The sequence below is a fragment of the Cohnella sp. LGH genome, from assembly GCF_017671885.1.
In the GTDB taxonomy this organism is placed as follows: Bacteria; Bacillota; Bacilli; order Paenibacillales; family Paenibacillaceae; genus Cohnella; species Cohnella phaseoli.
This window is the reverse complement of sequence record NZ_CP072117.1, coordinates 1,936,511-1,962,237: the sequence shown is the minus strand read 5'-3', so window position 1 is coordinate 1,962,237 and position 25,727 is coordinate 1,936,511. Positions and strand designations below refer to the sequence as shown.

At 54.6% G+C, this 25,727-nt stretch carries 24 protein-coding genes; 20 read left to right on the top strand and 4 right to left on the bottom strand.

What is annotated here, in order from left to right:
- The first annotated feature begins 198 nt into the window (after window positions 1–198).
- The 18 genes from thrS (at window position 199) to J4772_RS07810 (ending at window position 19,104) form a co-directional block, all read left to right on the top strand.
- Complete coding sequence (gene thrS, locus J4772_RS07890; protein WP_209074796.1) at window positions 199–2,139, top strand: threonine--tRNA ligase; 1,941 nt, start codon at window positions 199–201, stop codon at window positions 2,137–2,139.
- Between the two features lie 349 nt (window positions 2,140–2,488).
- Window positions 2,489–2,956 carry an RNA polymerase sigma factor gene (locus tag J4772_RS07885; RefSeq protein ID WP_246016634.1) on the top strand — a complete coding sequence of 156 codons (468 nt, stop codon included), beginning with the start codon at window positions 2,489–2,491 and terminating at the stop codon, window positions 2,954–2,956.
- Between the two features lie 61 nt (window positions 2,957–3,017).
- Window positions 3,018–3,146: a hypothetical protein gene (locus J4772_RS37310; protein WP_256442685.1), complete on the top strand. Its 129-nt coding sequence runs from the start codon at window positions 3,018–3,020 to the stop codon at window positions 3,144–3,146.
- Between the two features lie 129 nt (window positions 3,147–3,275).
- The gene (locus J4772_RS07880) at window positions 3,276–4,724 is read left to right on the top strand and encodes a methyl-accepting chemotaxis protein (protein ID WP_209074795.1); all 1,449 of its coding nucleotides are present in this window, start codon (window positions 3,276–3,278) and stop codon (window positions 4,722–4,724) included.
- Window positions 4,725–4,907: 183 nt separating this feature from the next.
- Window positions 4,908–5,909 carry a cell wall-active antibiotics response protein LiaF gene (liaF, locus tag J4772_RS07875; protein ID WP_209074794.1) on the top strand — a complete coding sequence of 334 codons (1,002 nt, stop codon included), beginning with the start codon at window positions 4,908–4,910 and terminating at the stop codon, window positions 5,907–5,909.
- Window positions 5,910–5,912: 3 nt separating this feature from the next.
- Window positions 5,913–6,986, top strand: coding sequence for a HAMP domain-containing sensor histidine kinase (locus J4772_RS07870; RefSeq protein ID WP_209074793.1), 1,074 nt, complete (start codon window positions 5,913–5,915; stop codon window positions 6,984–6,986).
- Window positions 6,983–7,648: a response regulator gene (locus J4772_RS07865; protein ID WP_256442684.1), complete on the top strand. Its 666-nt coding sequence runs from the start codon at window positions 6,983–6,985 to the stop codon at window positions 7,646–7,648. Before J4772_RS07870 ends, J4772_RS07865 begins: the two co-directional genes overlap by 4 nt.
- Before the next feature lie 63 nt (window positions 7,649–7,711).
- Window positions 7,712–8,131 (top strand): YugN family protein, encoded by a 420-nt coding sequence (locus tag J4772_RS07860; protein ID WP_209074791.1) that lies wholly within the window; start codon window positions 7,712–7,714, stop codon window positions 8,129–8,131.
- Between the two features lie 213 nt (window positions 8,132–8,344).
- A complete protein-coding gene (locus J4772_RS07855; RefSeq protein WP_209074790.1) occupies window positions 8,345–9,832 on the top strand; it encodes a S1C family serine protease in 1,488 nt (495 codons plus the stop codon).
- Window positions 9,833–9,911: 79 nt separating this feature from the next.
- Window positions 9,912–10,598 (top strand): response regulator transcription factor, encoded by a 687-nt coding sequence (locus J4772_RS07850; RefSeq protein ID WP_116062731.1) that lies wholly within the window; start codon window positions 9,912–9,914, stop codon window positions 10,596–10,598.
- Between the two features lie 2 nt (window positions 10,599–10,600).
- Window positions 10,601–12,106 (top strand): sensor histidine kinase, encoded by a 1,506-nt coding sequence (locus tag J4772_RS07845; protein WP_209074789.1) that lies wholly within the window; start codon window positions 10,601–10,603, stop codon window positions 12,104–12,106.
- Window positions 12,107–12,288: 182 nt separating this feature from the next.
- Complete coding sequence (locus tag J4772_RS07840) at window positions 12,289–13,248, top strand: 4-hydroxy-3-methylbut-2-enyl diphosphate reductase (RefSeq protein ID WP_116062733.1); 960 nt, start codon at window positions 12,289–12,291, stop codon at window positions 13,246–13,248.
- Between the two features lie 26 nt (window positions 13,249–13,274).
- Window positions 13,275–13,760, top strand: a complete 486-nt coding sequence (locus J4772_RS07835; protein ID WP_116062734.1) for a DUF2062 domain-containing protein — start codon at window positions 13,275–13,277, stop codon at window positions 13,758–13,760.
- Between the two features lie 182 nt (window positions 13,761–13,942).
- On the top strand, window positions 13,943–15,004 hold the full coding sequence (gene aroF / locus J4772_RS07830; RefSeq protein ID WP_116062735.1) for a 3-deoxy-7-phosphoheptulonate synthase: 1,062 nt from the start codon (window positions 13,943–13,945) through the stop codon (window positions 15,002–15,004).
- 390 nt (window positions 15,005–15,394) lie between these two features.
- Window positions 15,395–16,819: a type I glutamate--ammonia ligase gene (gene glnA, locus J4772_RS07825; protein WP_116062736.1), complete on the top strand. Its 1,425-nt coding sequence runs from the start codon at window positions 15,395–15,397 to the stop codon at window positions 16,817–16,819.
- Between the two features lie 217 nt (window positions 16,820–17,036).
- Entirely contained in the window at window positions 17,037–18,125 is a 1,089-nt protein-coding gene (gene serC, locus J4772_RS07820; protein WP_209074788.1) for a 3-phosphoserine/phosphohydroxythreonine transaminase, read from the top strand.
- 96 nt (window positions 18,126–18,221) lie between these two features.
- The gene (trmL, locus tag J4772_RS07815; RefSeq protein ID WP_116062738.1) at window positions 18,222–18,683 is read left to right on the top strand and encodes a tRNA (uridine(34)/cytosine(34)/5-carboxymethylaminomethyluridine(34)-2'-O)-methyltransferase TrmL; all 462 of its coding nucleotides are present in this window, start codon (window positions 18,222–18,224) and stop codon (window positions 18,681–18,683) included.
- A 178-nt stretch (window positions 18,684–18,861) separates the two neighbouring features.
- A complete protein-coding gene (locus tag J4772_RS07810; protein ID WP_116062739.1) occupies window positions 18,862–19,104 on the top strand; it encodes an AbrB/MazE/SpoVT family DNA-binding domain-containing protein in 243 nt (80 codons plus the stop codon).
- Window positions 19,105–19,206: 102 nt separating this feature from the next.
- Here J4772_RS07810 and J4772_RS07805 read toward each other — a convergent pair whose 3' ends face one another.
- Window positions 19,207–19,356 carry a hypothetical protein gene (locus J4772_RS07805; protein WP_181917857.1) on the bottom strand — a complete coding sequence of 50 codons (150 nt, stop codon included), beginning with the start codon at window positions 19,354–19,356 and terminating at the stop codon, window positions 19,207–19,209.
- A gap of 154 nt (window positions 19,357–19,510) precedes the next feature.
- On the opposite strand from J4772_RS07805, the gene J4772_RS07800 reads away from it, so the two are divergent.
- Window positions 19,511–20,647 (top strand): aminotransferase class I/II-fold pyridoxal phosphate-dependent enzyme, encoded by a 1,137-nt coding sequence (locus J4772_RS07800; protein ID WP_209074787.1) that lies wholly within the window; start codon window positions 19,511–19,513, stop codon window positions 20,645–20,647.
- Here J4772_RS07800 and J4772_RS07795 read toward each other — a convergent pair.
- Together J4772_RS07795 and J4772_RS07790 are read right to left on the bottom strand one after the other, a co-directional pair.
- Window positions 20,644–20,958 (bottom strand): Rieske (2Fe-2S) protein, encoded by a 315-nt coding sequence (locus J4772_RS07795; RefSeq protein WP_209074786.1) that lies wholly within the window; start codon window positions 20,956–20,958, stop codon window positions 20,644–20,646. The two genes, J4772_RS07800 and J4772_RS07795, sit on opposite strands and share 4 nt — an antisense overlap.
- Window positions 20,955–21,848, bottom strand: a complete 894-nt coding sequence (locus tag J4772_RS07790) for a DUF2161 domain-containing phosphodiesterase (RefSeq protein WP_209074785.1) — start codon at window positions 21,846–21,848, stop codon at window positions 20,955–20,957. Before J4772_RS07790 ends, J4772_RS07795 begins: the two co-directional genes overlap by 4 nt.
- Before the next feature lie 174 nt (window positions 21,849–22,022).
- Here J4772_RS07790 and J4772_RS07785 point away from each other — a divergent pair, with 174 nt between their 5' ends.
- Window positions 22,023–23,918 carry a PrkA family serine protein kinase gene (locus J4772_RS07785; protein WP_209074784.1) on the top strand — a complete coding sequence of 632 codons (1,896 nt, stop codon included), beginning with the start codon at window positions 22,023–22,025 and terminating at the stop codon, window positions 23,916–23,918.
- A 129-nt stretch (window positions 23,919–24,047) separates the two neighbouring features.
- On the opposite strand, the gene J4772_RS07780 is transcribed toward J4772_RS07785, so the two are convergent.
- Window positions 24,048–25,586 (bottom strand): glycosyl hydrolase family 18 protein, encoded by a 1,539-nt coding sequence (locus J4772_RS07780; protein WP_209074783.1) that lies wholly within the window; start codon window positions 25,584–25,586, stop codon window positions 24,048–24,050.
- Window positions 25,587–25,727: the final 141 nt, after the last annotated feature.

The following is a 25,727-nucleotide window of genomic DNA, read 5'->3' as shown; positions in this document are numbered from 1 at the left end:
TGCAGGAAGGAATTTAACGGCTTAATCCGCCGTTGCAGTATTTCCTGCCGGGTCATGACCGTTAGCTTCATGCCGGAGGATCGACATAGCGATGTCGGTTGATGGAGGGTGGAACCACGGGCCGCATACAGAGCACCCGTCCCTTTTCGGGACGAGGTGCTTTTTTTGTTTCCCCACAAGACGAAGGAGGCATTCGAAATGTCAGTACAAGTGAAATTGCCGGACGGCGCCGTGCGCACCTACGATGCGGGCGTCACGATCGAAGAGGTGGCGCAATCGATCAGCCCCGGCTTGCGTAAAGTCGCGGTAGTCGGCAAGGTGGACGGCAAAGTCGTCGACCTGAATACGCCGATTGACGGTGACGTCGCGCTCGAAATCTTGACGCTCGACAATGCGGAAGGGCTGGAAGTGATGCGTCACAGCACGGCTCACTTGCTCGCGCAAGCGATCAAGCGGATTTATGGAGGCGATAAGGTTAAACTGGGAATCGGTCCGGTCATCGAGGACGGCTTCTATTACGATATCGACATGGAGCAGTCGATTACGCCGGAAGATCTGGCGGCGATCGAGAAGGAAATGGAGAAGATCGTTAAGGAGAACCTGCCGATCACCCGGCGCGAAGTGAGCCGCGAAGAAGCGCTCGGCATTTTCGAGGAGATCAACGATCCGCTGAAGCTGGAGCTGATTCGCGATTTGCCGGAAGGCGTTGCGATTACGATCTACGATCAGGGCGAATTTTTCGACCTGTGCCGTGGCCCTCACTTGCCGTCCACCGGACGCATCAAGTCGTTTAAGCTGCTCAGCGTTGCCGGCGCTTACTGGCGCGGCGACAGCAAAAACAAAATGCTGCAGCGGATATACGGCACTGCCTTTGCCAAGAAGGCCGAGCTGGACGAGCATCTGCACTTCTTGGAGGAAGCGAAGAAGCGGGATCACCGCAAGCTGGGCCGCGAGCTGAAAATGTTTACGTTCTCCCGCGAGGTCGGACAAGGCTTGCCGCTCTGGCTTCCGTATGGAGCGAAGGTTCGCCGCACGCTGGAGCGGTATATCGTCGACTTGGAGGAAAAGCTGGGCTACACACATGTTTACACGCCTGTTTTGGCCAACGTAGAGCTGTACAAAATTTCCGGACACTGGGAGCATTACCAGGAAGATATGTTTCCGAAAATGGAGCTGGACAACGAAGAGCTCGTTCTCCGTCCGATGAACTGCCCGCACCATATGATGGTGTATAAGAGCGACATGAGGAGCTATCGCGACCTGCCGATCCGGATCGCGGAGCTGGGCACGATGCACCGCTACGAGATGTCGGGCGCACTGACCGGCTTGCACCGGGTTCGCGCAATGACGTTGAACGACGCTCACATTTTCTGCCGCCAGGATCAAATCAAGGAAGAATTTACGCGCGTCGTCAACCTGATTCGCCAAGTGTACGAAGACTTCGGCATCAAGGAGTATCGCTTCCGTCTGTCCTATCGCGATCCTAAGGATACCGAGAAATACTGGCCGGACGACGAGATGTGGGAGACGTCGCAGCGTATGCTGCGAGAGGTCGTCGAAGAGCTCGGCTTGCCGTTCTTCGAGGCGGAAGGAGAAGCGGCGTTCTACGGTCCGAAGCTGGACGTGCAGATCAAGACGGCGCTGGGCAAGGAAGAGACGCTGTCGACCGCTCAGCTCGATGTGCTGCTGCCGGAGCGCTTCCAATTGGAATACGTCGGCGACGACGGCAAGAAGCATCGTCCGGTCGTTATTCACCGCGGCATTATCAGCACGATGGAGCGCATGACCGCGTTCCTGCTGGAAAACTTCGCGGGCGCGCTGCCGACATGGCTGTGCCCGGTTCAAGCGAAGCTCATCCCGGTTAACCCGGTGTACGAGCCTTACGTGAAGCAGGTGGAAGAGAAGCTTCTGCTTGCGGGCGTTCGCGTCGAAGCGGATTTGCGCAACGAGAAGCTCGGCTACAAAATTCGCGAGGCGCAGCTGGAGAAGATTCCTTACATGCTTGTTATCGGCGAACAGGAATCCGCTAATGGCACTGTATCCGTGCGTCGCCGCGGCGAAGGCGACTTGGGCGCAGAAGCGGTGGAAGATTTCATTGCTCGCATTACGGGCGAAATCGCCTCCAAAAGGGTCGACTAAGGTATTGTAGATGAGTAGGGCGGTTCTCCAAGCAGGGATTGTTGCGGAGTGGATCTGGACAATCGGAACTGCTTGGGGAACGGCCTTTTTTGGTGCGTTAGGTTAGTGGATAGGACACGACGCCTCATGCACCGCCCGCCAACCTCATTCTCAAAGGCAAGGCTGTCCGTTTCTGCTGGAGTTACCGATTCCTGTCGTTTATTTCCTACTTTGTGGGAATTATTCTCTTTTTATCGCGTATATGATAGAATAGGAGTACTTTAATAAAAGCGTCCTTTTAGGAGTGGCTGGTTACATGGACTTCCTCCGCGATTCTCGTTTACCGAAAGCGTTTCAATCGGAAGATGAGATGTTGACTGAGCTGTATTCTCAGATGTTAAAGGTCGTACGCCATAAGCTATGGCATAAAAGCGATGCGGTGGACGTCGTGCAGGAAGCTTGGGTGCGCATTTTGGAGAAGAGCGCTACGCTGAGGGACAAAGAGAAGCTGGTTCCTTGGGCCAAAGCGATCGCCTACAACCTCGCTTCTAACGCCAATCGCGCAAGACGGCACGATGCCAACTACGATATGCTGGAAAACGAGCTTGTCAGCCCGACGTTCGTCTTCGAGCCGGAAGCGATGACGGAGCTGTCCGATTTGCTTGGACGGCTGGATCCGACGACGAGGACGCTGCTGCTTTACAAGTTTTATTACGGGCTGAAGGACGCCGAAATTGCGGCCGCTTTGGATCTGCCTGTCGGCACGGTCAAAGCCCGTATTCATAGAGGCAAAGCCCGGCTGAGAACGCAGGCGGACGATGAGAGCGGGCATACATAAAGAGAGCTTGCACATAAAGACAACTCCCTCTGTCCATGCTATGTGTGGAGGTGAGGGAGAAGTGGCCAAGAACAAGAAGCAGAAGCCTGGCAATTCGAATGCCTATCAGGAAGAATTCGCTACGGAGCTGAATGACAATAACGCGGCGGCCAACGTCAAAACCGCTCAGAAAAACCAATCCAAGCGTTAAAAAAAGCAGTAAGCTGAATTCGTATTAATGGGGAAGGGGCCGCGAGGTCCCTTCCTTTTTGTCGATAAACCTTATATAATGTTAGGTATTCTTACATATTATGATAGTTGGGTTTGGAGGGATGGGGAGATGGGGGATTGGCGGCGTTGGTTGTTAAAGGATGACGGAAAAGAAGCGGACAAGCGGATTTTGAGTCGGTTCGGGCAGGCGGGAGCGGCCGATCCCGAGGCGGCTGTATCGGACGCGGCTAATCCGGCAGCGCTTCGGAAGATGATTGAAGAGGCGGTGGTCATCGCCGACCGGCTCCAGGCCGCAGTATCGGAAGTAGACTCCAGCATGGGCCAGCTTGACGGAATCGCCAACTTGGCGGCGAAGCAGGAGCAGATGTTGCGTCAGCATGCCCAGTCGGCGATGCTGCGCTTGGAAGAATCGTTCTCATCGCTCGGGGAGGTGGAGGCTTCCTCCCGGGAAATTCGCGGCGCAACGGAGGAGCTAAGCTTACAGAGCAAGAAGGCGAGGGAAGTCGTCGTCGAAGTATGCCGATCGTTGACGCATACGGATGAGGTGATGAACGACTTGTCCCGCAATCACGGCACGATGGAGGAGCGGGTAAACGCTCTGATTGCTCAGGCCTCCAAAATCGGAGAGATCAACGCGTGGATACAGGAAATTGTCTCGCAAACGTCGCTGCTGGCGCTGAACGCCGCGATTGAAGCGGCTCATGCCGGCGAGCACGGGCGCGGCTTCTCCATCGTTGCGCAGGAAATTCGCAAGCTGGCGGAGCAAAGCGCCCAAGCGATCAAAAATTCCACGGGAATCGTGCATAACATCGAAGCGGGCATCCGTCAGGTCGTCAGCTCGGTGGAGGGAGAGAAGAGATCCGTCTCGCTCGGACTGGCGGAGATGGGCAGGACCCGCGAGCGGATGGACATTATCTTCAACTCCTTCCTTAACGTGGACGAACGTGTCGGCAGGACGCTGGATTTCGCGATCGAGCAGGCGGAGCGAACGGCGGCCACGAACGCGATGCTGGAGGAGGTTGTGCAATCCGTCGGCATTACGCTCAGCAGCGTCGACGAGACGCTGGCCCAGAACGAACGGCAGCGGGCGGAGATCGCCAATCTGGCGCGAGTGTCGAAGGAACTGAAGGAGTCGGCCGACGAGCTTGTAGACGCGGTTCAAAGCGCCGGCGGGCGTGTCTGGGAAGGATCGGGCGCAGCGGATACGGATAGATGGACCGAGCTGCTGCACGCAATCGTTTCCGACCGTGAACTGGCGTCTATGTTGGAGGAGGCGCACCGCAGCGTGTTGGGAGGATGGCTGGAGCGCTCCTCCGGCATGGAGGCGATCTGGTCCAACCGCAGCGACGGATCGTTCGTATTCTCCGAGCCGGCGGCCGGTCTGCTTAACGCCCGAGGGCGAGAATGGTGGAAGCGGGCGATGAACGGAGAGACGTTCGTCTCGGAAGTATACTTATCCGCAATTACGAAAAAGCCGTGCCTGACGGTGTCCATGCCGCTGTGCCGGGACGACGGAACGATCGTCGGAATCGTCGGAATCGATATTGCGGCATCATGAACAAAGAGAGGCTGTCCGGAGGGGTGTCGAAAAAGACGACCTAGGGCGGCCTTTTCTCTTCATGGGCTTCTCGGTCTGCAGACCGAGGTCAACTTCCAACCCGCGCCGCTGTTGTGCAGGCCGAGCTTTTCGCTATACTGAATACAACAGATTAACATCCGCAACGGGTTGGAGGACAGGGCTATGAATTCATCAATCGTTCATCGACTGCTATGGGGAGCGCTCATCGTCGTCGTAGGCGTCGTATTTTTACTGAACCAGGTCGGCTTGATTTCAATGGATATCGGAGATTTGTTCCGCACCTATTGGCCGCTGCTGCTTATCGTATTCGGCTTGCAAGGCATGCTGCTTCAGCAAGTATGGTGGAATTTGATTACAGTACTTGTCGGCTGCTATTTTCTCGGAAGAAATCTCGGGTGGGTGGAATGGGGCTTCGGCGACTTTATCCGGATTCTAGGGCCGGTGGCGATTATTTTGTTCGGACTAAGCTTGATTTTCAGAGGGAATCGTCCATCGTGTCGGAATTCTCGCTCGCATCATCAGAAGCACGAAGGTTGGAATCCGATAGATCCTCAAGCCCCGACTCCGCCTATGCCGCCGGGTCCGCCTCCCGCGCCTCCCGAACTGGAGGACTTCGAGAGACGCTCGGGAATCAACCTTGGCAAAGAGCCGAAAGCCGAGCATTCGGACGATTACAGATTTAACAATCGGAAGCATGCTTCGCCCCCGCCTCCCAATCCGGATCCTTACGGCAGCTGGAAGAACGGAGGCGACGATAAGGATTGGTGGGATTGGAAGCACGCCGGCAAAAACGCGCACAGCCGCTTTATCGGAGATGCGCACTTCGGCAAAGATTATTGGGAGCTGCGTCCGATGAATATCTCCCATTTTATCGGAGATACGACGCTGGACCTGACGAAGGCGCAAATCCCGGTCGGAGAAACCCGCGTATATGTCTCTTCGTTTATCGGCGACGTTAAGGTATATGTACCTAACGATCTTGGCGTAGGCATTCAAGTCGTATCCAGCAGTCTGATCGGCGACGTCAAAGTGCTGGGACAGAAGCGCGGCGGGCTGTTTAACCAGATCACGGAGGAAACGCCGTTTTTCCAGGATGCGGACAAACGGGTTATCCTGATCGTCAGCAGCTTCATCGGCGACGTGCGCGTCACGAAGGTAGGTTAATCGATGGTCAGAAAAGTTCGCACGAGTAAATGGGCTTCGTCGATTTATGCCGGTCTTGCTACGATTGTGCTTATGTTTGCCCTATACTACGGCGTTATTTTTTTCACGGATTCCGCGCCGTCTCTGGAAACGTGGTTGACGTGGATGGCGACGTTAGCCGTGCTGCAGATGGCGGTCACGTATCAGATCGGCCAGCGCATGCAGCGCAAAATCGATCAGCTGCAGCTCGCGATGAAGCACGCTTCGGCCGGAAACTGGAAGTATCGACTGCCGGAAGAGGAAGGAGATGCATTCTCCGGAGTCTACCGCGAGGTCAACGCCATGATGGGGCAGCTCGAATCGCGCATCAAGCTGCTGCAGCAGCTTGGGGAGAAGGAAGCGCTGGAAGAGATGATCTCTACGGAGGACGCCGTGCTAGAGGAAAGAAAGCGTCTGGCGAGAGATTTGCACGACACGGTCAGTCAACAGCTGTTTGCGCTGCACATGTCGGCTTCCTCGCTGCCTAAGCTCATCGAAAGGGACATGAAGCATGCGCAGCAGGTGATGGAGCAGTTGATCGCGATGTCTTCGACAGCGCAGAAACAAATGCGGGGCTTGATTGCGCAGCTGCGTCCGATGGAGCTTCAGGGCAGAACGTTGGAGGAAGCTCTGGACCGTTGGTTCCCCGATTATTGCCGACAGAACGGACTCCAGGGAACGCTGGACATCCAGATCGGCGACCGCATCTCGGAAGCGAAGGAGCATCAACTATTCCTTATCATTCAAGAGGCAATGGCCAATGTCGTCAAGCATGCGGAGGCGAAGAGCGTCCGCTTGCTTCTTGGAGATACGGGGGCGCAAATCTCGCTGTCCGTCGAGGATGACGGGCTCGGCTTCAAGGGCGGCCAGGTCAGAGCCGGCGGGTACGGCTTGTCGACGATGCGGGAGCGCGCGCAGAAGCTGGGCGGAGACGCGGAAATTGTAACGAAGCCGGGCTCGGGCACGAGAGTTCGGGTATGGGTTCCGAAGTTCGCTCCGGAGCCGGACGAGCTGCAGATAACCGGAGAAGAAATGGGACAAGGAGCGAATGCGAAGTGACGGGAACGACGTGGAAGGTGCTGATCGTCGACGATCATGAGATGGTTCGAATGGGCTTGCGGACATATTTGATGCTCGATTCCAGATTCGAAGTGATCGGCGAAGCGGGCGGAGGCAAGGAGGCAGTCGCCAAGCTGGAGCAGGGCGGGTTCGACGGCCAGATGCCGCAAATTGTGTTGATGGATTTGATGATGCCCGAGATGAACGGCGTGGAGACAACGCGAGAGCTGTTGGCGCGTTATCCGGGGCTCAAGATCATTATTCTGACCAGCTTCCTGGAAGACGAGAAGGTCGTCGAAGCGATCGAGGCCGGGGCGGTCAGCTACGTGCTGAAGACGGTATCGGCGGATGAGCTGATCTATGCGATGCAGGGCGCGGTCAAAAATATGCCGGTCATGAGCGGGGACGTCTCGCAGGCTTTGACGCGAGGGCTGCGCAAGCGTTCCGCGAGCACGGAGGTCGAAGGGTTAACCGAACGCGAACGAGAGGTTCTGCTGCTTATTGCCGAAGGTCTGAGCAACAAGGAGATTGGCGACGAGCTGCACATCAGCATCAAGACGGTGAAGACGCACGTCAGCAATTTGCTGATGAAATGCGAGCTCGAGGATCGCACTCAGCTTGCGATTTTCGCGCATCGCAAAGGCTGGGTCAAGGAAGCATAGCGCGACAAGGATAATCGGGCAACGCATGGGAAGCCTAGTAAGAAAAAAAGGCGGTAACTCGGCATGCGCGAACTCGATTCTTCTCTGACCTCGCAAGTTCACGATTACGGCGTCTCGCGCCAACTGCTGTCCGAGCGGGGCTTCACTTTGGGCGGTAATTGGGATTATGATCACGGCTCGTTCGATTGTGCGCTGGACGAAGCGAATCTCGTATGGCTTAGACTGCCGTTTGAAGTCACGGCAGGACGGCTTGACAGCGAAGCCGAACCGATGGATACGGAAATTCGCTTTGGCTGTCCTTACGTGCTTAAGCACGTATACAACGAGGGGCTGGACGACAGCGCGAGGGCGGGTACGGTCGGAGGCTTAATCAATCAGTTCTCCGCGCCGGTCGATCCGGACGACGACATCGAGAGCGCTTGGATCGATAAAGCCCGGCGTAAGCTGGACGAGGTCGAGGCGATCTATCCAAGGCACGCATAACCAGTCGCAATGCCGCAACCCGTTGCGGCCCCGCAAAGGGGTTGTTCCATAAGCAACTCTGCTTATGGATCAGCCCCTTTTTTAGGTGTTTTCTGCCCGGCTTTTACTTCATCTTCATTTCCGTTTAAGATAGTTTTAAGGAATGGGGTTTATGATACGGTTACAAGATCAGAACGGCGACAGCCTTCAAGGCTGCGCGAGGAGGTAATTTCGATGGAAGACGACAACAAAAAATCGGAACAGCCGCAAGGATTCACATACGGAGATGAACCGCGGAACGATTCCTTCTCGGAGACGCGCAAGGAGACGGAGCCCTATACATTCGGTCCGTTCGGCGGTCCTAGCCGCCCGTACGGAGAAGAGCCTGCTCGCCAAGAGGCGCCGGGCGTCGTAGAGATTTCGACTCCTGCGGCGAAGGAATACCGGCCATTCACCGTATCCGGCGGAACGGTCAAGAGCGACTGGGGGGCCAAACCTCCGCGCAGGACTTCATTTCTTGCGGTATTCGCCTCGTTCTTGGCGGGCGTCGTCGTTGTCGGCTCCTTGATGTTTGTGGCGGACCGGCAAAATTGGTTTTCGGGAGAGCTGTTCGGGAATGCGCCGCAAGCGGTGAACACGACGGCCAAGCCGGTGAACAGCCCGGTCGGCAATAGCGAGGACGTCGTTCGGCCGAACAATATCGCGAAGATTTTCGAGCAGGCTTCGCCGGCGGTCGTTAAAATCGAAACGTTTGCAAAGGCTCGCCAAGGAACGACTTGGGAGGACGAGTTCTTCCGTCAGTTTTTCGGAGACAACTATAGAAGCAACAGAAGCGACGAAGGCCAAGGCGATCTGCAGGAAAGCGGAATGGGCTCGGGCTTCCTGTTCGACTCGACCGGGTACATTTTGACCAACCAGCACGTCATCGACGGAGCCGACGAGATCAAGGTTGCGGTCGAAGGCCGCGATGAGCCTTACACCGCCAAGCTGCTCGGCACGAGCCCCGAGCTGGATCTGGCCGTGTTGAAAATCGAGGGCAGCGACTTCCCGACGCTGAAGTTGGGCGATTCCAGCAGCATGAACATGGGCGATTGGGTCGTCGCGATCGGCAACCCGGTTGGCTTCGAGCATACGATCACGGTCGGCGTGCTCAGCTCCAATGAGCGGGAAATTACGATTCAGGACAACAACGGCGGCACGCGCAAATACCAGCATTTGCTGCAGACGGACGCTTCGATTAACCCTGGCAACTCGGGCGGTCCGCTTCTGAACCTGAACGGCGAGGTCATCGGTATTAATACGGCGGTCAGCACGCAGGCCCAAGGCATCGGCTTCGCCATTCCGACAAGCACGATTACCGAAGTGCTGGAGAACTTGAAGACGAACACGAAAATTCCGCAGAAGCCCGTACCTTTCATCGGCGCGACTCTGATGACCATCAACGAGGAGATTGCTCAGCAGCTTGGCATCGACAAAGACACGAAAGGCTCGTTCGTGCGGGAGGTTATCTTTAACTCCCCGTCGTACAGAGGCGATCTGCGCCAATACGACGTCATTACGGGGATGGACGGCACGGCTTACAAAAACAACGAGGAATTGATCGCGGCGATCCAGAAGAAAGAAGTGGGAGACAAAGTGACGCTCGACGTGCTGCGCGGAGACAAGAAGATCGAGATCGTCGTCGAAATCGGAGACAGAAACGAATTCAACGTTCAGCAGTAAAGATGGATTGAAAAAGCTGGAAAAGAGCGGGAAACCGATTAGGGATTCCCGCTCTTGTCGATAGAGGAGGACGTTCTCGGTGAGACCCCATATTGCGGTAATTGACGACGATGAGAAAATAACGGCGCTGCTGCGGCGAAGTCTGGCGTTCGAAGGGTATGAAGTGACGACGGCGTCGGACGGCGCGGAAGGACTAAAGCTGATCGCGCAGAAGGCGGCCGATCTGATCGTTCTGGACGTGATGATGCCGAAGATGGACGGCTGGGAGGTATGCAGGAGGCTGCGCGAGGCGGGCATCGTCTCGCCGATTCTGTTGCTGACCGCCAAGGACGAGGTGTCCGATCGGGTGAAAGGGCTCGATCTGGGCGCTGACGACTATCTGGTAAAGCCGTTCGCGCTGGAGGAGCTGATGGCGCGTGTCAGGGCGCTGCTGCGCAGAAGACCCGAAAGAACGGACGAGGGCGGACAATTTCGCTTCGAGGATCTCGTAATGGATGTGGATGCGCGCGAGGTGGCGCGCGGAGATCGTCGCATCGAGCTGACGGCGAAGGAGTTCGACCTGCTGCATCTGTTTATGCAGAATCCGAAGCGGGTGCTGTCTCGCGATCTGATCATGGAACGGATATGGGGCTACGATTACAGCGGCGAATCCAATGTGCTTGAAGTCTACGTCGCAATGCTCAGGCAGAAGCTTGAGGAGAATGGCGAGAAGAGGCTGATTCTAACCGTCAGAGGAGCCGGGTACGTCCTGAAAGGAGACGGCTGAGCATGTCGATTCGGCTGCGGTTGACTTTGTGGTATTCGGGGCTGCTGGCGGTCACTTTGGTCGCTTTCGGTGTCGTTATTTATGGAATCGTGCAAAACAATACGATGTCTTCGTTAAAAGATCAGTTGCGGCGAATTAGCGAGGAAACTCAGGTAAGAGGCAGAGTCGGGCAAGGCGTCAACCTGAGCGGAGTTCTGAGAAGCGCAATCGATTACAACTCGTTCTTTATTCAAATCGTCAATTATATACCGACAATCACAGGGGTTGTCGATGATAAAACTCCGAATATGCGCTCTTCCACGAACAGGCCGGAGCTGACGTTTACGTTCCCGAAGCAGAATGAAGTTCGCCATGGCGAGTACGCTTTTGTGAAGAGGGAAATTGAAGGAATCCCCTTCCTTGTGTTGGAAAATCCAATCATGTATAACGACGAAGTCGTCGGCTTGCTGCAGGTTGGAGCTTGGACCGGACGCGAGGAGCAGTTGCTGCACCAGCTTCGCTCCATTCTATGGTTCGCCGGAGCCGCCGGGCTGATTGCCGCGTTCCTGTTGGGCATGTTCCTCTCGCGTAAAGCGCTTATGCCGATCAATCGGGTGACGGAAGCGGCGGAGCGCATTCAGAGCGGCTCCGAGCTGAGTCTGAGAATTCCGCGAGAGAAGCCCAACGACGAAATCGGCCGGCTGACCGATACGCTGAATGCGATGCTCTCGGGCGTGGAGCGAGCGTACAAAAACCTAGAGGATTCGAATGCGGCCCAGCGGCGCTTCGTGTCCGACGCATCGCACGAGCTGCGGACGCCGCTAACGACGATTCGGGGCAACGTGGATCTTCTGGAGAAAATATGGGTCGGCGGAGAAGCGGAGCCGCGCGTAGACACGGAGAATGTCGCATCTACGACGCTTGTTCTGACGGAAGAGGAGAAGCGGGGCATGTCGCTCGAATCGATTCGCGATATTGCCGACGAGGCTCGCCGGATGAGCGGGCTGGTCAATCATCTGCTGTCGTTGGCCAGGGCAGACGCCGGCTACGTGATGGAGATGGGCGACGTCGAGCTGCTCCCGCTTGCGGAGGAGGCTGCGAGAAGGGCGGCTTTTCTGCCTAGGAAAGCCGAATGGGCTGTAGGACCGCTGGACTTGCTCTCAGAAGTCAAAGTGCGGGGCAATCGCGATTATTTGCTTCAGCTGCTGTTTATTTTGATCGAGAACGGCTTTAAGTACACGCCATCCGGGGTTGTCCGGCTCTATGCCGCACGGCGGGATAATGCGATCGGATTGTCGGTGGCCGATACCGGCATTGGGATCGCCCTGGAAGAGGTTCCGCATATTTTTGAGAGATTTTACCGCGTGGACGTGTCGCGCGGCGAAACGTCCGGAACGGGGCTGGGGCTGTCGATCGCCAAATGGATCGCGGATATGCATCATGCCCGGATCGAGGTTCAGACCAGACTCGGCGAAGGGACGGTATTCACGCTGTGGCTGCCCGTTCAACGGGAGGAGAAGCCTGCATGATTTTGCTAGGAAGACGGTCGACTGCCGAATGAGGCGGAGCGGCCGTCTTCCTTGCCGTTTCCGCGCCTTTCGTCTGTATCTTGAATAGGCTATAATAGAGAAGGAAGAGTCGGGCCGCCTACGACTGACGATCTATTGACTTGATCAAGGACAAATAAAGGGCGAGAAAGCGGGCGCAAGCAATGCAAGTCGTGAAAATATCGCCAAGGGGCTACTGTTACGGAGTCGTCGATGCCATGGTATTGGCCCTTCAGACGGCGCGGAATCTGGATCTGCCCAGACCGATTTATATATTGGGAATGATTGTTCATAATAGTCATGTGACGGAAGCTTTCAAGGACGAAGGAATCATTACGCTGGACGGTCCCAACCGGCTGGACATTTTAGAGCAGATCGACGGCGGCACCGTCATTTTTACTGCTCACGGCGTGTCTCCTGAAGTTCGCAAGCGGGCGAAGGAGAAAGGGCTGACGGTCGTCGATGCGACTTGTCCGGATGTGACCAAGACGCATGACCTGATTCGCGAGAAAGTCGGCGAAGGGTATGCAGTCATCTATATCGGCAAAAAAAATCATCCCGAGCCCGAGGGTGCGATCGGCATCGCTCCTGGACATGTTTACTTGATCGAGCGCGAGGAGGACATCGAGAAGCTGGAGTTGGACACGGAACGAATTATCATTACGAACCAGACGACGATGTCCCAATGGGATATTCGGCATCTGATGTCGCTGCTTCTGGCGAGATTTCCGACCGCGGAAATCCACAATGAGATATGCTTGGCGACGCAGGTTCGTCAGGAAGCCGTTGCGGGCCAGGCAGGAGAGGCGCAGCTGTGCATCGTCGTCGGCGATCCGCGCAGCAATAACTCCAATCGACTAGCCCAAGTGTCTCAAGAAATCGCGGGCGTACCTGCATACCGCGTAGCGGACGTATCCGAGATCCAGCAGGAGTGGCTGCAGGGCGTCGAGCGCGTTGCGGTTACTTCCGGGGCTTCCACGCCTACGGCTCTGACCAAGGAAGTTATCGCTTATTTGGAGCAGTTCGATTCCTCCGATCCATCGACATGGGCAATCAAGCGGACCGTGAATCCGAATAAGCTGCTGCCCAACGTTAAGATCAAATCGACGGAGACGACTTTGTAAGTGCCAGTACAAAAAAGGAGCATCCTATGAGTCGACTGCAATCGCTTGGCCGTTGGCTAAAATATAAGTACATTCTGCTGCTGAGAGCTAAGGGCGGCGCCTCTATCGTGGCCATGGGATTTGCGATCGGAATCGCCATCGAGATGTTCACGCTGCCCACGCTGGGAGTCGCCTTCGTGCTTATTTTCCCGCTCTGTCTGCTGCTGCGGGGCAATTTGCCGGCGGCGCTGATTGGCTTCGTCATCGGCAAGATCATCTACATTCCCATGATGTATCCGAATTCGAAGGTAGGCGGCTGGATACTGCCTAAGCATCTCAGTATTCACTTGCCGATTTTGCCCGAATGGATCAATCATCTGCTGCTGACGAATTTGAAGCTGATCGTCGGCGGGATGGTGGACGGGGCTTTGCTCGGGCTGCTGTGTTATTTTCCGATCCGCTACAGTCTGAACGCCTATAAATCCAAACGCAAAGATAAACGCAAGCTGATTCGCGCCCGTCTGGAAGCCTGAGGACGTCTTCTTTTGGAGCCGGGCGCGGTTATTTTCAAAGAGAACGTCGAAAAGTCCTATGTCGCCTAAGTGATGCTTTGGGGTTGACATAGGGCTTATTATCTTTTATATTTACTTTAGCGCTTAAAAGCGTATAAGCGTTGCAGCGTATACGCGTTAATATAATTAGGAGAGTGAGCTTTATGATCGTTATTACATCCCCTCATATCGCAGAAGAGCGAATCAATGAAATCGTACGCCACATTGAGCAGTCCGGCGTGCAGGCGCATGTGTCCCGCGGGACGGACAGAACCGTAATCGGAATTATCGGCAAGGCGGAGCCTTCGCTGGCCGAACATATCCGTTCGATGAAGGGCGTAGAAAATGTAATCAAAATTTCGAAGTCTTACAAGCTCGCAAGCCGCGACTTCCATCCGGACGACACGATCATCGAAGTGAAGGGCGTGAAGATCGGCGGAGACAATCTCGTCGTCATGGGCGGCCCGTGCGCGGTCGAGACGCCGGAGCAGATCGACGAGATCGCAAGGCTCGTTAAAGCTGCCGGAGGCCAAGTTCTGAGAGGCGGCGCGTTTAAGCCGCGGACTGGTCCGTACAGCTTCCAGGGCATCGGCGTTGAAGGTCTGAAGTGGATGAAGGAAGCCGGGGAGAAATACGGACTGCTGACGATTACCGAAGTTATGGCTCCGGAGTTCGTCGATGTCTGCGCCGAGTATGCCGACATTATGCAGGTGGGAACGCGCAACATGCAAAACTTTGACCTGCTGCGGAAGCTGGGCACGATTCAAAATCCCGTCCTGCTCAAGCGGGGCTTCAGCGCAACGTACGATGAGTGGTTGAATGCGGCCGAGTACATTTTGGCAGGCGGAAACCCTAACGTGATGCTGTGCGAGCGCGGCATTCGTACATTCGAGACGTATACCCGCAATACGTTCGATCTGACGGCCATTCCGGTTATCCAGCAGCTCTCGCATCTGCCGGTCATTGCCGATCCGAGCCATGCGACAGGACGCCGGGAACTCGTCGAGACGATGACGAAAGCTTCCCTGGCGGCAGGAGCCAACGGTCTCATCATCGAGATGCATACCGATCCGGACAATTCAGCGACGGGAGACGGTGTACAATCGCTGTTCCCGGATCAATTCGCCAATCTGCTGAAGGAGCTGGAACAGCTTGCACCGCTTCTTGGCAAGAAGTTCGATACGGAGAAGGCTCCGGCGGAAGCTTTCGCAACGTGGATCAAATAAGCTGGTTATAATTGAAGCAGAGTCGATCGTTGTCCGGAATCCGGCGGCGATCGGCTTTTTTTTTGTTGACGGAAGGGAAGCTGACGGGACCGGATTTTTCGTGAGAGGGATTGGGGTGGTCGATTAGGGGAATGGGAGCTATGTAAGGTTTTACCGGGTTTTTGAGCGTAAGCGCATTCATCGCGGGACTGTGTTTAGAACATTTTCATAGGCCATAGCCCCAAATGTCGAAAATTTTGTGAGAAATGCTAACATGGATTCAAAAAATACCTGACATAAGTATTGACGCTCGAATGAGCAGAGTTTTATAATAACTTCATAAGTTCGACGAAAACTTGAACGTTACTTCGGAATTAACAACTTAATGTTCGGAAATAGGGAGGAAACAACATGTCAGTTCAACAAGTATTGGAGCTTATCAAGGAAAAAGGTATTGAATTCGTAGATTTCCGATTTATCGATTTGAACGGCCGCGCACATCATATTACAGTGCCTGCTGCTGAAGTAGAGGCAGACACTTTTGTAAACGGAGTTGCGTTTGACGGTTCTTCCATCATCGGTTTCCGCGGGATTGAGGAGTCGGACATGATGATGATGCCCGATACCGAATCGGTGTATATCGATCCTTTTACCGCACATCCGACGTTGATCGTTATTTCCAACATTCATACTCCAGACGGTACTCGCTACGATCGCGATCCACGTTCCATTGCACAAAAGGCCGAAGAGTTTCTGCAAAAGTCCGGCGTTGGAACGGCTGCCTATTTCGCTCCCGAATCCGAATTTTTCATTTTTGACGATGTCCGTTATGAGTCCACTATGAACTCTTCCTCCTTCTACGTCGATTCTGAAGAAGCAGGGTGGAACACGAATCGTAAAGAAGAAGGCGGCAACCTTGGTTTCAAGGTTGGAGTTAAAGGCGGATATGTGCCGGTTGCTCCGACGGATGCTCAGCAGGACATTCGCAGCGAGATGGTGCGCCAAATGCAAGAAGCAGGCCTGCGCGTAGAACGTCACCATCACGAAGTGGCGACAGCCGGGCAAGCGGAAATCAACTTCCGCTTTGATACGTTGACCAAAACTGCCGACAACCTGATGAAGTATAAATATATTGTACACAATGTCGCCCGCCAATACGGCAAAACGGCTACATTTATGCCAAAGCCGCTTTTCGGGGACAACGGAAGCGGAATGCACGTTCACTCTTCCATCTTTAACGAAGGCACTCCGCTGTTCTATGAGAAAGGCGGATACGCGAATATGAGCCAGATGGCGCTGTACTACATCGGCGGTATCCTTCACCACGCGCCTGCTCTTATCGCGATCACGAACCCGTCTACAAACTCGTTCAAGCGTCTTGTTCCAGGTTACGAAGCACCGGTAAACCTTGTTTATTCCAAGGGCAACCGCTCCGCAGCTATTCGTATTCCGGTTGCTGCAGTTACGCCTAAAGGCTGCCGTGTAGAATTCCGTACTCCGGACTCTACGGCTAACCCTTATCTGGCCTTCGCCGCTATGCTGATGGCTGGTCTGGACGGAATTAAACGTAAAATCGATCCTTCGGCGCTTGGTTTCGGTCCGTTCGATACGAATATCTATGAACTGTCCGACGAACAGAAGAAAGAAATTCGCAATGTTCCAGGCACATTAGACGAGGCGCTGGATGCTCTTGAGGCCGACTACGAGTTCTTGACGGAAGGCGGAGTATTCTCTAAAGAATTTATCGATAACTATGTGAAAGTAAAACGCTCGGAAGCGAAGGCCGTCTCCATCCGTATTCACCCGCACGAGTATAGCCTTTACTTCGATTGCTAATTCTATAATTAAGGCATCAAGACCGCAGTCTTCATCCGTTGGGATGGAGACTGCTTTTTCATTTGTGCCAAAGCCGAAGATTATCTTGGGATGGTATCGCTTTCGTTCGGAAATTAGTCGAAATTTCCGTGAATATCAAGGGAAATGGTTGCCGAGCGGCGCGAAGCTCTGATATGATTAGCCTATTATGTATGATTCCAGACAAGGTGGGGACGAGATGGCCAATCGCGCATACAATTTTAACGCCGGGCCGGCGGCATTGCCGCTTGAAGTACTGCAGAACGCTCAGAAGCAATTTGTCGAATACGAAGAAAGCGGCATGTCTTTGATGGAGATGTCCCATCGTGGAGCAGTCTACGAGAAGGTTCATTACGAGACGGAAACGCTGCTTCGCGAACTGATGTCCATTCCGGAAGGTTACAAGGTGTTGTTCGTTCAAGGCGGAGCCAGCACGCAGTTTGCCATGGTTCCGATGAACCTGCTTCGCGCAGGCGCGACTGCGGCATACGTAGCTACGGGAAGCTGGGCGACCAAAGCGATTCAGGAAGCGAAGCTGTTCGGCGACGTTGCGGTCGCGGCTTCGTCGGAAGCTGACGCATATAAGCGTATTCCTGCGGCCGAGGAGCTGAAGCTGCCGAGCAATCCGGCTTACGTGCATCTGACCTCGAACGAAACGATTGAAGGTACGCAATGGACGGATTACCCGGACACAGGCAGCGTACCGCTAATTGGCGATATGTCGAGCGATATTTTGTGCCGCCCTGTCGACGTGTCGAAATTTGGCTTGATCTACGCCGGCGCTCAAAAGAATCTTGGACCTTCCGGCGTGACGATCGTGATTATCCGCGAGGATCTGATCGCCAAACCTGAGGGCGCCGTGCCGACGATGCTGCGTTACGATACGCACGCGAAGGCTGATTCGCTCTACAATACTCCGCCTACGTTCGCGATTTACATGGCGGGCGAAGTATTGAAGTGGGTGAAAGCGAACGGCGGAGCGGCCGGAATGGCAGCTCGCAATAACGAGAAAGCGAATCTTCTGTACGATACGATCGATTCCAGCGGCGGCTTCTATCGCGGCTTTGCGGACGCCGGCAGCCGGTCGATCATGAACGTCACCTTCCGTCTGGCCACGGAAGAGCTTGAGAAGCAGTTTGCCAAGGAGTCCGAAGCGCAAGGCTTCGTCGGACTGAAGGGCCACCGCAGCGTCGGCGGCTTGAGGGCTTCGATCTACAACGCCGTTACGCCGGAAAATGTGCAGGCGTTGGCAGGCTTTATGCGCGATTTCCAAAGCCGTAACGGTTAAGGAAGCGACCGATTCATCCGGGCTTTCTCCGGTCATCGATTTCGATGGCTGTGGGAAGCCCTTCGATTTGTATGCGTGAAGAAGGGGGCGCGATCGATGCCTTTTCACATTGTGCTCGTCAATCCGGAAATTCCGGCCAATACGGGCAATATCTCCAGAACCTGCGCGGCAACCGGAACGCATCTCCACCTCGTGCGTCCGCTTGGCTTCTCGACCGACGATAAAGTGTTGAAAAGGGCGGGGCTCGATTACTGGCATTCCGTGAACATCACTTACTACGATTCGTTCGAAGAGGTGAAGGCTGCGCACGCTGGAGCAAGATTTTTCTTCGCGAGCACTCGGGTGACCAAGCGATATACGGATTTCTCGTTCCGGGATGGAGATTTCTTCGTGTTCGGACGAGAGACGAAGGGGCTTCCGCAGGAAATGCTGGACGCTCATGCCGATACGTGCATGAGGATCCCGATGACGGACAAGGTTCGTTCGCTGAATTTGTCCAATTCTGCAGCAATTGTCGTATTCGAGGCGCTGAGGCAGAACGATTTCCCTCTCCTTTAGCCTTGATTCGACATAATTCGTAATGATTCGAGATTAATTGTCGAAAATTGCATAATCCTAAGCAAATTGGTTGAACGGAAGGGAATAAGCTTTTTATATAGAACGGTATAAAGTGGTCAAAAAGGCCAAAAGGTTTCGAGATAACCAGCTAGATTAGCGTATGAATGGAGGAACTGCATTGAAACCTGCAGGCGTAGTTCGTAAAGTCGATCAATTAGGAAGAATTGTTCTTCCGAAATCGTTGCGCAAACGGTACCAGATGAATGAAGGGGATCCCGTGGAAATATTGGTTCAAGGCGATCATATCATTTTGGAACGTTATCGGCCGCGCTGCGTGTTCTGTTCTTCGATGGAATCCGTCGGGGAATTCAAGGAGCGTTATGTCTGCGCTTCCTGTGTTAAAGATATGCACGGGCTGTAAAGATACCGGGAACAATAAAAACCGTCCTCTCGGACGGTTTTTTTGTCATATATGCCGTAAACAAAACCGGAACCTTCCGGTTCCGGTCTTGTCGGCGGATATTTACAAGCCTTTGGTTTTATCATCGTTATACGAAGCCGTCAAAATTGCTCCGATGAACAACGCCAGGATGAGAACGACGATCCAGAACTTGTGGGACATCCCGAATAAGATCACTTCTTGTGCTGCTTCGCCAGCTGCCGAAAGGAACATATCCTACACCTCCGATTAACTACCCTTTATTATAACCAACCCTTGTTAAAAAGAAAACGCAAAATGTTGTGAACAAACCCGAACAATTGATGATCTCCGCTCGTCGGGCATATAAATGAAATCGTGGCCAACATCGCAAGGGGAGGGAATCGCCTTGAGTTCGATCATCAACTGGATGGGCGGATGGCCGAAGGAAGGACTCGTAGCCGCATCGGATTGGGAGGAGAGGGTGGAAACCGCCGCAGAGAAGCTGGCGGGGGAGGAGTTCGGACCGGGGCGGCAAGAAGCGGGCAGCGGCGGAGAATCAAATCTGAACGATCAGTTTGCCGCAAGCTTGCTGAACGGGAAAATCAGCGGGAACAGCAAACGAATCAGATTTACCAAAGGGGCTGACAGCGCGCTAAGCTGGATCATCGGCGAAGCGCTGCAGCCCGGCGACGTCGTTCTGACTGAACGGCTGACGTCGCGCACCGCTCTGCAAGCGTTTCGCAAAGCGGGCATGAGGGTGGAAGCGGTGGACGGAGATCGGAAAGGGATGGACCCCGAAGCGCTGACGACAGCCCTGTTCCGGCATCGTCCTAAGCTCGTCTATGTCGCCCCGTCCTGTACGGAGCCGGAAGGGATGAAGTGGAGCGGGGAGTATCGGGCCGCCGTCTTCCATCGCTGCCGAGAAGCCGGAGTGCTGCTCGTCGTCGACGACAGGCAGGAGACGCTGCTCTATGACCCGGAAGAGATCGCGGCGGCGCAGCGGCGTCTAGAGCCGGGGGTACTGTCTATCGGTCAACTGCCTCCGGGGCTGATAGCGGGCTCCCGCGTCGGATGGATCGCCGGAACCGCGGAGCCATTCAGTCGACCGTCGCTTGCGAGAGAAGAGAATGCAAGGAAATACGCGTTAGGTCCAATCGAGCAGCGGGCATTAAGCGGTTTAATCGAGGAGCAGCCCCTTGAGCCGCTGCTTGACATGCTCAGAGTTCAATGTCGGGAACGGAAGCGAATGATGACGGAGCAGTTGACCCGCCAGCGCATCGGCGAGTTAACTTGGGTAGAGCCGCGAGGCGGACTTCATCTGTGGCTTAAGCTGCCGCCCGGCTTGGACGGCGAAGCTTTGCTGCGAGGGGCGTGGTTAAAAGGGGTAATTTTTCAGCCGGGCGCTCCGTTCTTTACGAAAGATCCGAAGCCCAACACTGTCAGAATTACTCACGCCTTCGCCGACGAGCGACAAATCCGCCAAGGCGTGGCGAGACTGGCGGAGAGCATTGAGGAGTTTACGGGTCGATGGTCCCGTTCCTAATCGAACTTGGCGGCCGCATAGAGTCGCCCGTTTCTTTCGATGACTTGACGGTAGGCTAATCTGCGGTCGGAGAGGGTAAGACACGCTCCGGTTTCGCCATGGAAAGTCCAGAAGTGCAGCGGGCAATAGAAAATATCCTCGTGCGGACGGATGTCGCCGCCCGCATGGGGACAAACGGCCAGTAACAGGCGATAAACCCCTTCGGCGCTGCGGACAAGCCAATAAGGGGAGTCCTCCGCCGTTATTTCCACAGGTAAGATTTCATATTGGGTTACAGGGCCAAGGTCGATCGGATACAGCTCTTCGCTCATCGGGATGCAGCTCCTTCCGCTTGTTCGTTCGCCGGCTCCGGCGCGTTCGCGTTCGCCGGCTCCGGCGCGTTCGCGTTCGCCCATACGTCGGCCCATACAAACTGGCGAGCCCATACGAGAGCGACATGAGCATATTCTTGCAATGCCGCTTCGCCGCCGGGGGTCAGCTCGTATATGCCTTTGCTGATCCGTCTGAACCAGCCGTAGTGATTGTCGCGCAGAAACGTGCCGGCATTCGGGCAATTCGTCCAATCCCGAACTTGTTTGGGAGCGGAGGGACCGTGACAGGCGAGCGCAAGCGCACATTGGATCGCTCTCTCCCGATAAGCGGTAACGAGCTTGCGTTTCGAGCTGCCTCCGACATTGTAATCTCCGCTTCTGGCATTAAATTCTTTCAGCAGTCTGTTCGCTTTGGCTTTGCTTCTTCTTCCCGTTGGCAGGTTGTAGGCGTCACCCGTCTCCGCCGCCAAAGACGAGCCGGAGAGGGCCGGGGAAGGGGCGGAGCTGCGGATTTCCGCAGGCTCGCACCAGACGTCGACGACGGGGGATTTTGTACGATAGAAAGTAACGGTAATAAATCCGAGATTCAGTCTTCGGCACAGATGAGTTATTTCATTGAACCTTTGATTGTGGGCGCCTTTTTTTACGCGGTTCCTCTCCACGGCGAGCCAGACGGACGCTCCGGTTTTCTGCCGGTCGATTCCTTGGAGCAGCAGCGGCAGCGTGAACGTTTTTTTCATCTCGACGATCGTGGGCGTCGGATCGCCGTGCTCTTCGGGGCGATAGGCGACCAGGTCGCAGCCGCGAATTTCCGCTTTTACTTCGTATCCTCGGGAGGCGAAGAAGCTTTTGACCGGCGGGTACAGCTCGGCTTCCAGTTTGACGGCCAAGGTGAAATCTCCTCCTGATCAGCACGTAAATACGTTGGTTTTATCGCCATTATAGCATACGGGGCACAGAGGATTTAGCAATGAACAAGAATGTAAGGTCAAATTCGTCCCTCTCCCCGCATAGGATGATATTACGTCAAGTCAGAGTAGAGAAAGCTGCGAGGAGGAAGCGGCATGGACATCTTCAGTCGGATCTCAGAGTATCGGGCCGAGAGTGAAAAATTAAGCTGGTCGGGGACTTTTCGGGATTACATCGATATACTTCGCCGCGACAATTCTCCGGCGATGACCGCTCACGCCCGGGTTTACGATATGATCGTATCCCATGGGGTGGAAGAGGCGGGCGGTAGCAAAACATACAAGTTTTTCAGCTCGGAAATTTTCGGGCTGGACCGGACGATGGAGAGGCTGGTGGAGGAGTACTTTCATTCTTCGGCCAGAAGACTTGACGTGCGCAAAAGAATATTGCTGCTCATGGGACCCGTCAGCGGGGGGAAATCGACGATCGTCACTCTGCTTAAAAAAGGACTGGAACAGTATTCAAGAACGACAAGGGGAGCCGTTTATGCGATTAAGGGCTGCCCGATGCAGGAGGACCCGCTGCACCTCATTCCCGAAGAGCTTCGCCCGGAGATCGAGAAGGAGCTTGGGGTACGCATCGAAGGCGATCTGTGTCCGTCCTGCCAGATGAGGTTGAAGACGGAGTTTGACAACGACATCGAGACGGTGCCGATTGAGCGCGTGCTGATCTCGGAGAAAAATCGCGTCGGAATCGGTACATTCAGCCCGTCCGATCCGAAATCTCAGGATATTGCCGACCTGACCGGCAGCATCGATTTCTCCACGATTACGGAATACGGCTCGGAGTCCGATCCGCGAGCGTATCGGTTCGACGGAGAGCTGAACAAGGCCAATCGCGGTTTGATGGAATTTCAGGAGATGCTCAAGTGCGATGAGAAGTTTCTATGGAACCTGCTTTCGCTGACGCAGGAAGGCAACTTCAAAGCCGGCAGGTTCGCATTAATTAGCGCGGACGAAATGATCGTGGCGCATACGAACGAATCGGAGTACAAGGCTTTCATCGCCAATAAGAAAAACGAAGCGCTGCAGTCGCGGATGATCGTAATGCCGGTTCCGTACAATCTGAAGGTATCTTCGGAAGAGAAGATCTATACGAAGCTGATCGGTCAATCCGACATGAGCCATATCCACATTGCGCCTCATGCGCTGCGGGCCGCCGCGATTTTCTCGATTATGACTCGTCTCAAGGAATCGAAGAAGCAGGGGATGGATCTGGTCAAAAAGATGCGGATGTACGACGGCGAGGAGGTAGAGGGCTACAAGGAAGCCGATCTGAAGGAGATGCAGAACGAGTTCAGCGAGGAAGGCATGTCCGGTATTGATCCACGTTACGTCATCAATCGGATATCGAGCGCCTTGATCAAGCACGACTTGCCGTGCATTAACGCCTTGGATGTGCTGCGCGCGCTCAAGGACGGTCTCGATCAGCATCCTTCGATTACGAGGGAGGAGCGGGAGAAGTATCTCAATTACATCTCCGCCGCTCGTAAGGAATACGACAACCTGGCCAAGAAGGAAATCCAGAAGGCGTTCGTCTATTCGTTCGAAGAGTCGGCCCGCACCTTGTTCGAAAACTATCTCGACAATATCGAGGCGTACTGCAACTGGTCGAAAATCAAAGACCCGCTGACAGGCGAGGAGCTGGACCCGGACGAGAGGCTGATGCGCTCGATCGAGGAGCAGATCGGCGTGTCGGAGAACGCGAAGAAGGCATTCCGCGAAGAGATTCTCATTCGTCTGTCGGCGTACTCCCGCAAAGGCAAGAAGTTCGATTACAGCATGCACGACCGGCTTCGCGAGGCGATCGAGAAGAAGCTGTTCACCGACCTGAAGGACATCGTGAAAATTACGACCTCAACGAAAACGCCGGATGAAAGCCAGCTTAAACGCATTAACGAGGTAACGAAGCGGCTGATCGACGAGCATCAATATTGCCCGGTTTGCGCGAATGAACTGCTTCGGTACGTCGGCAGCCTGCTGAATCGATAAGCGGCGGCGGTCTGGCACAAATCGTTAAGCTCTGCGTCGGAGCGTCATGACGTTGGCTAACGATCTGCCAGACCTTAGTGTGCTGCGTCGGAGAGCCTTGACAGCAGGTTAATTCCGCCACACTGTCGACTATCGTAGAGACTGAGCCAGCTTCCTTAGCAAGGTGCCGTTGAAATCTTGGCTGAGCTCCCAGACGACAGCGCCTCCAAGCCCCTTAGCTTTGACGTAACCGGCTTTGTAGGCGAGCGATTCGGGATCTTCGTAAGTGATGAAGGTCCCGGTTTTTTTGTTGTACAACCACGGAACTTTGGCCGTATCGTCCCAGTAACGCACGAAGCCGCTCCCGTCTAACCAGCCGAGGTTCTCCAAGTTACCAAACTCATGTACGCCAGAGGCGGTTACTCCTTCCGACAAAGCTGTACAGGTCTGCTCTAATCCGTTGCCTGTCGATCCGCATCCCGCCCAGCCCCGTCCGTAGAACGGAACGCCCAGCACAAGCTTGTTTGCGGGAACCCCCGCTTTCATAAAGGCGTTAACCGTATCGTTCGCGCTGGCGCCGGAGGTGCTCGGCCGCTTCGGATCGGAGTACAAGGGGGCGTGGTGATTGCTCGTCTTTTCCCAGCTTCCATGATAATCGTAAGTCATCAGATTGACCCAATCGACGATGGCTGCGACCCGATCCATCTCCGTGTTGGAAATATAGTCGGAAGAAGCACCGGCGGCAATCGTTAACAAATACGGTTTATCGTCCTGTTTTCTTGCATCGTCCAGCTTGGCCTTAAGCTCCTTCAGCAGCAAAGTAAAGTTCCGCTTATCCTCCAGTCTCGTGCGATTGGAGGACAAGCCTCCGGCTACCGGGTATTCCCAGTCGAGATCGACGCCGTCGAATCCGTTGTCCCGAATGAATCGAACCGCGCTTTCCGCGAACTTGGTTCTTGCGGCGGCGGTCAGAGCGACGTCGGAGAAGGAGCCGGACCCATTCCAACCGCCGACGCTGATCAAGGTTTTCAGCTTCGGATTGTCCTTCTTTATCCGCTTCAATTCGGCGAAGTTGGCGCGATCCGCAGCGGCGTCGCCCATCACGACTTCGCCTCTCTGAACGTTAGCAAAGGCATAGTTGAGATGAGTAATTTCGGATGTTGCGAAGCGAGACGGGGTTAGTTGCTGATAGGAAGCCCAATACGGATAATAGGCAACGATCCGGTACGGCGAAGCCGACGGTTTCGTACTACCTGCTGTAGTTAAAGCAATCGTGTTGGAGCGAGCGAACCATTGTACATTCAATCCTATGAGAGCAGAAACAGGGCGTATAGGAAGGAACAAAGTTGAGTTGGACAGAATCGGCGCGTGAGTGAGCGACAGGCTGCTCCCATTGAGGGCAGCGGCAGTTTTTCCGACCTCCATATCGACAACTATGCCTGAACGGAACAGCTTGAATCTGGTTTTATCGATCCATTGGACCTGTAATCCTGCTGCATTCAACAGAGGCCGGGCTTGAACGTATGTAGCGTCGTTTCTTACGAACGGGCTGGTCTGGAACTCGATTGTATTGCCGTTATATGTAACTTTGACGTCGCTGTCGGCGTTTCCCGGCGGCATCGGAATGAGCAATACGGCAAGAACGAAGGTAAGCAGGGCGACTCGCAAATATACATGATGTCGATTCAATAGAAATGTCCTCCCAGGTCGGTTGATGGCCTATTAGGCTCAAATAGATAGAAATAAGAAAATAAGCTTGTTTCTATCTATTTTCCGGTTAGGGAGGACTCTCGTAAATGTTAAAATATTGGATGGAGGTAGACGGAGGAC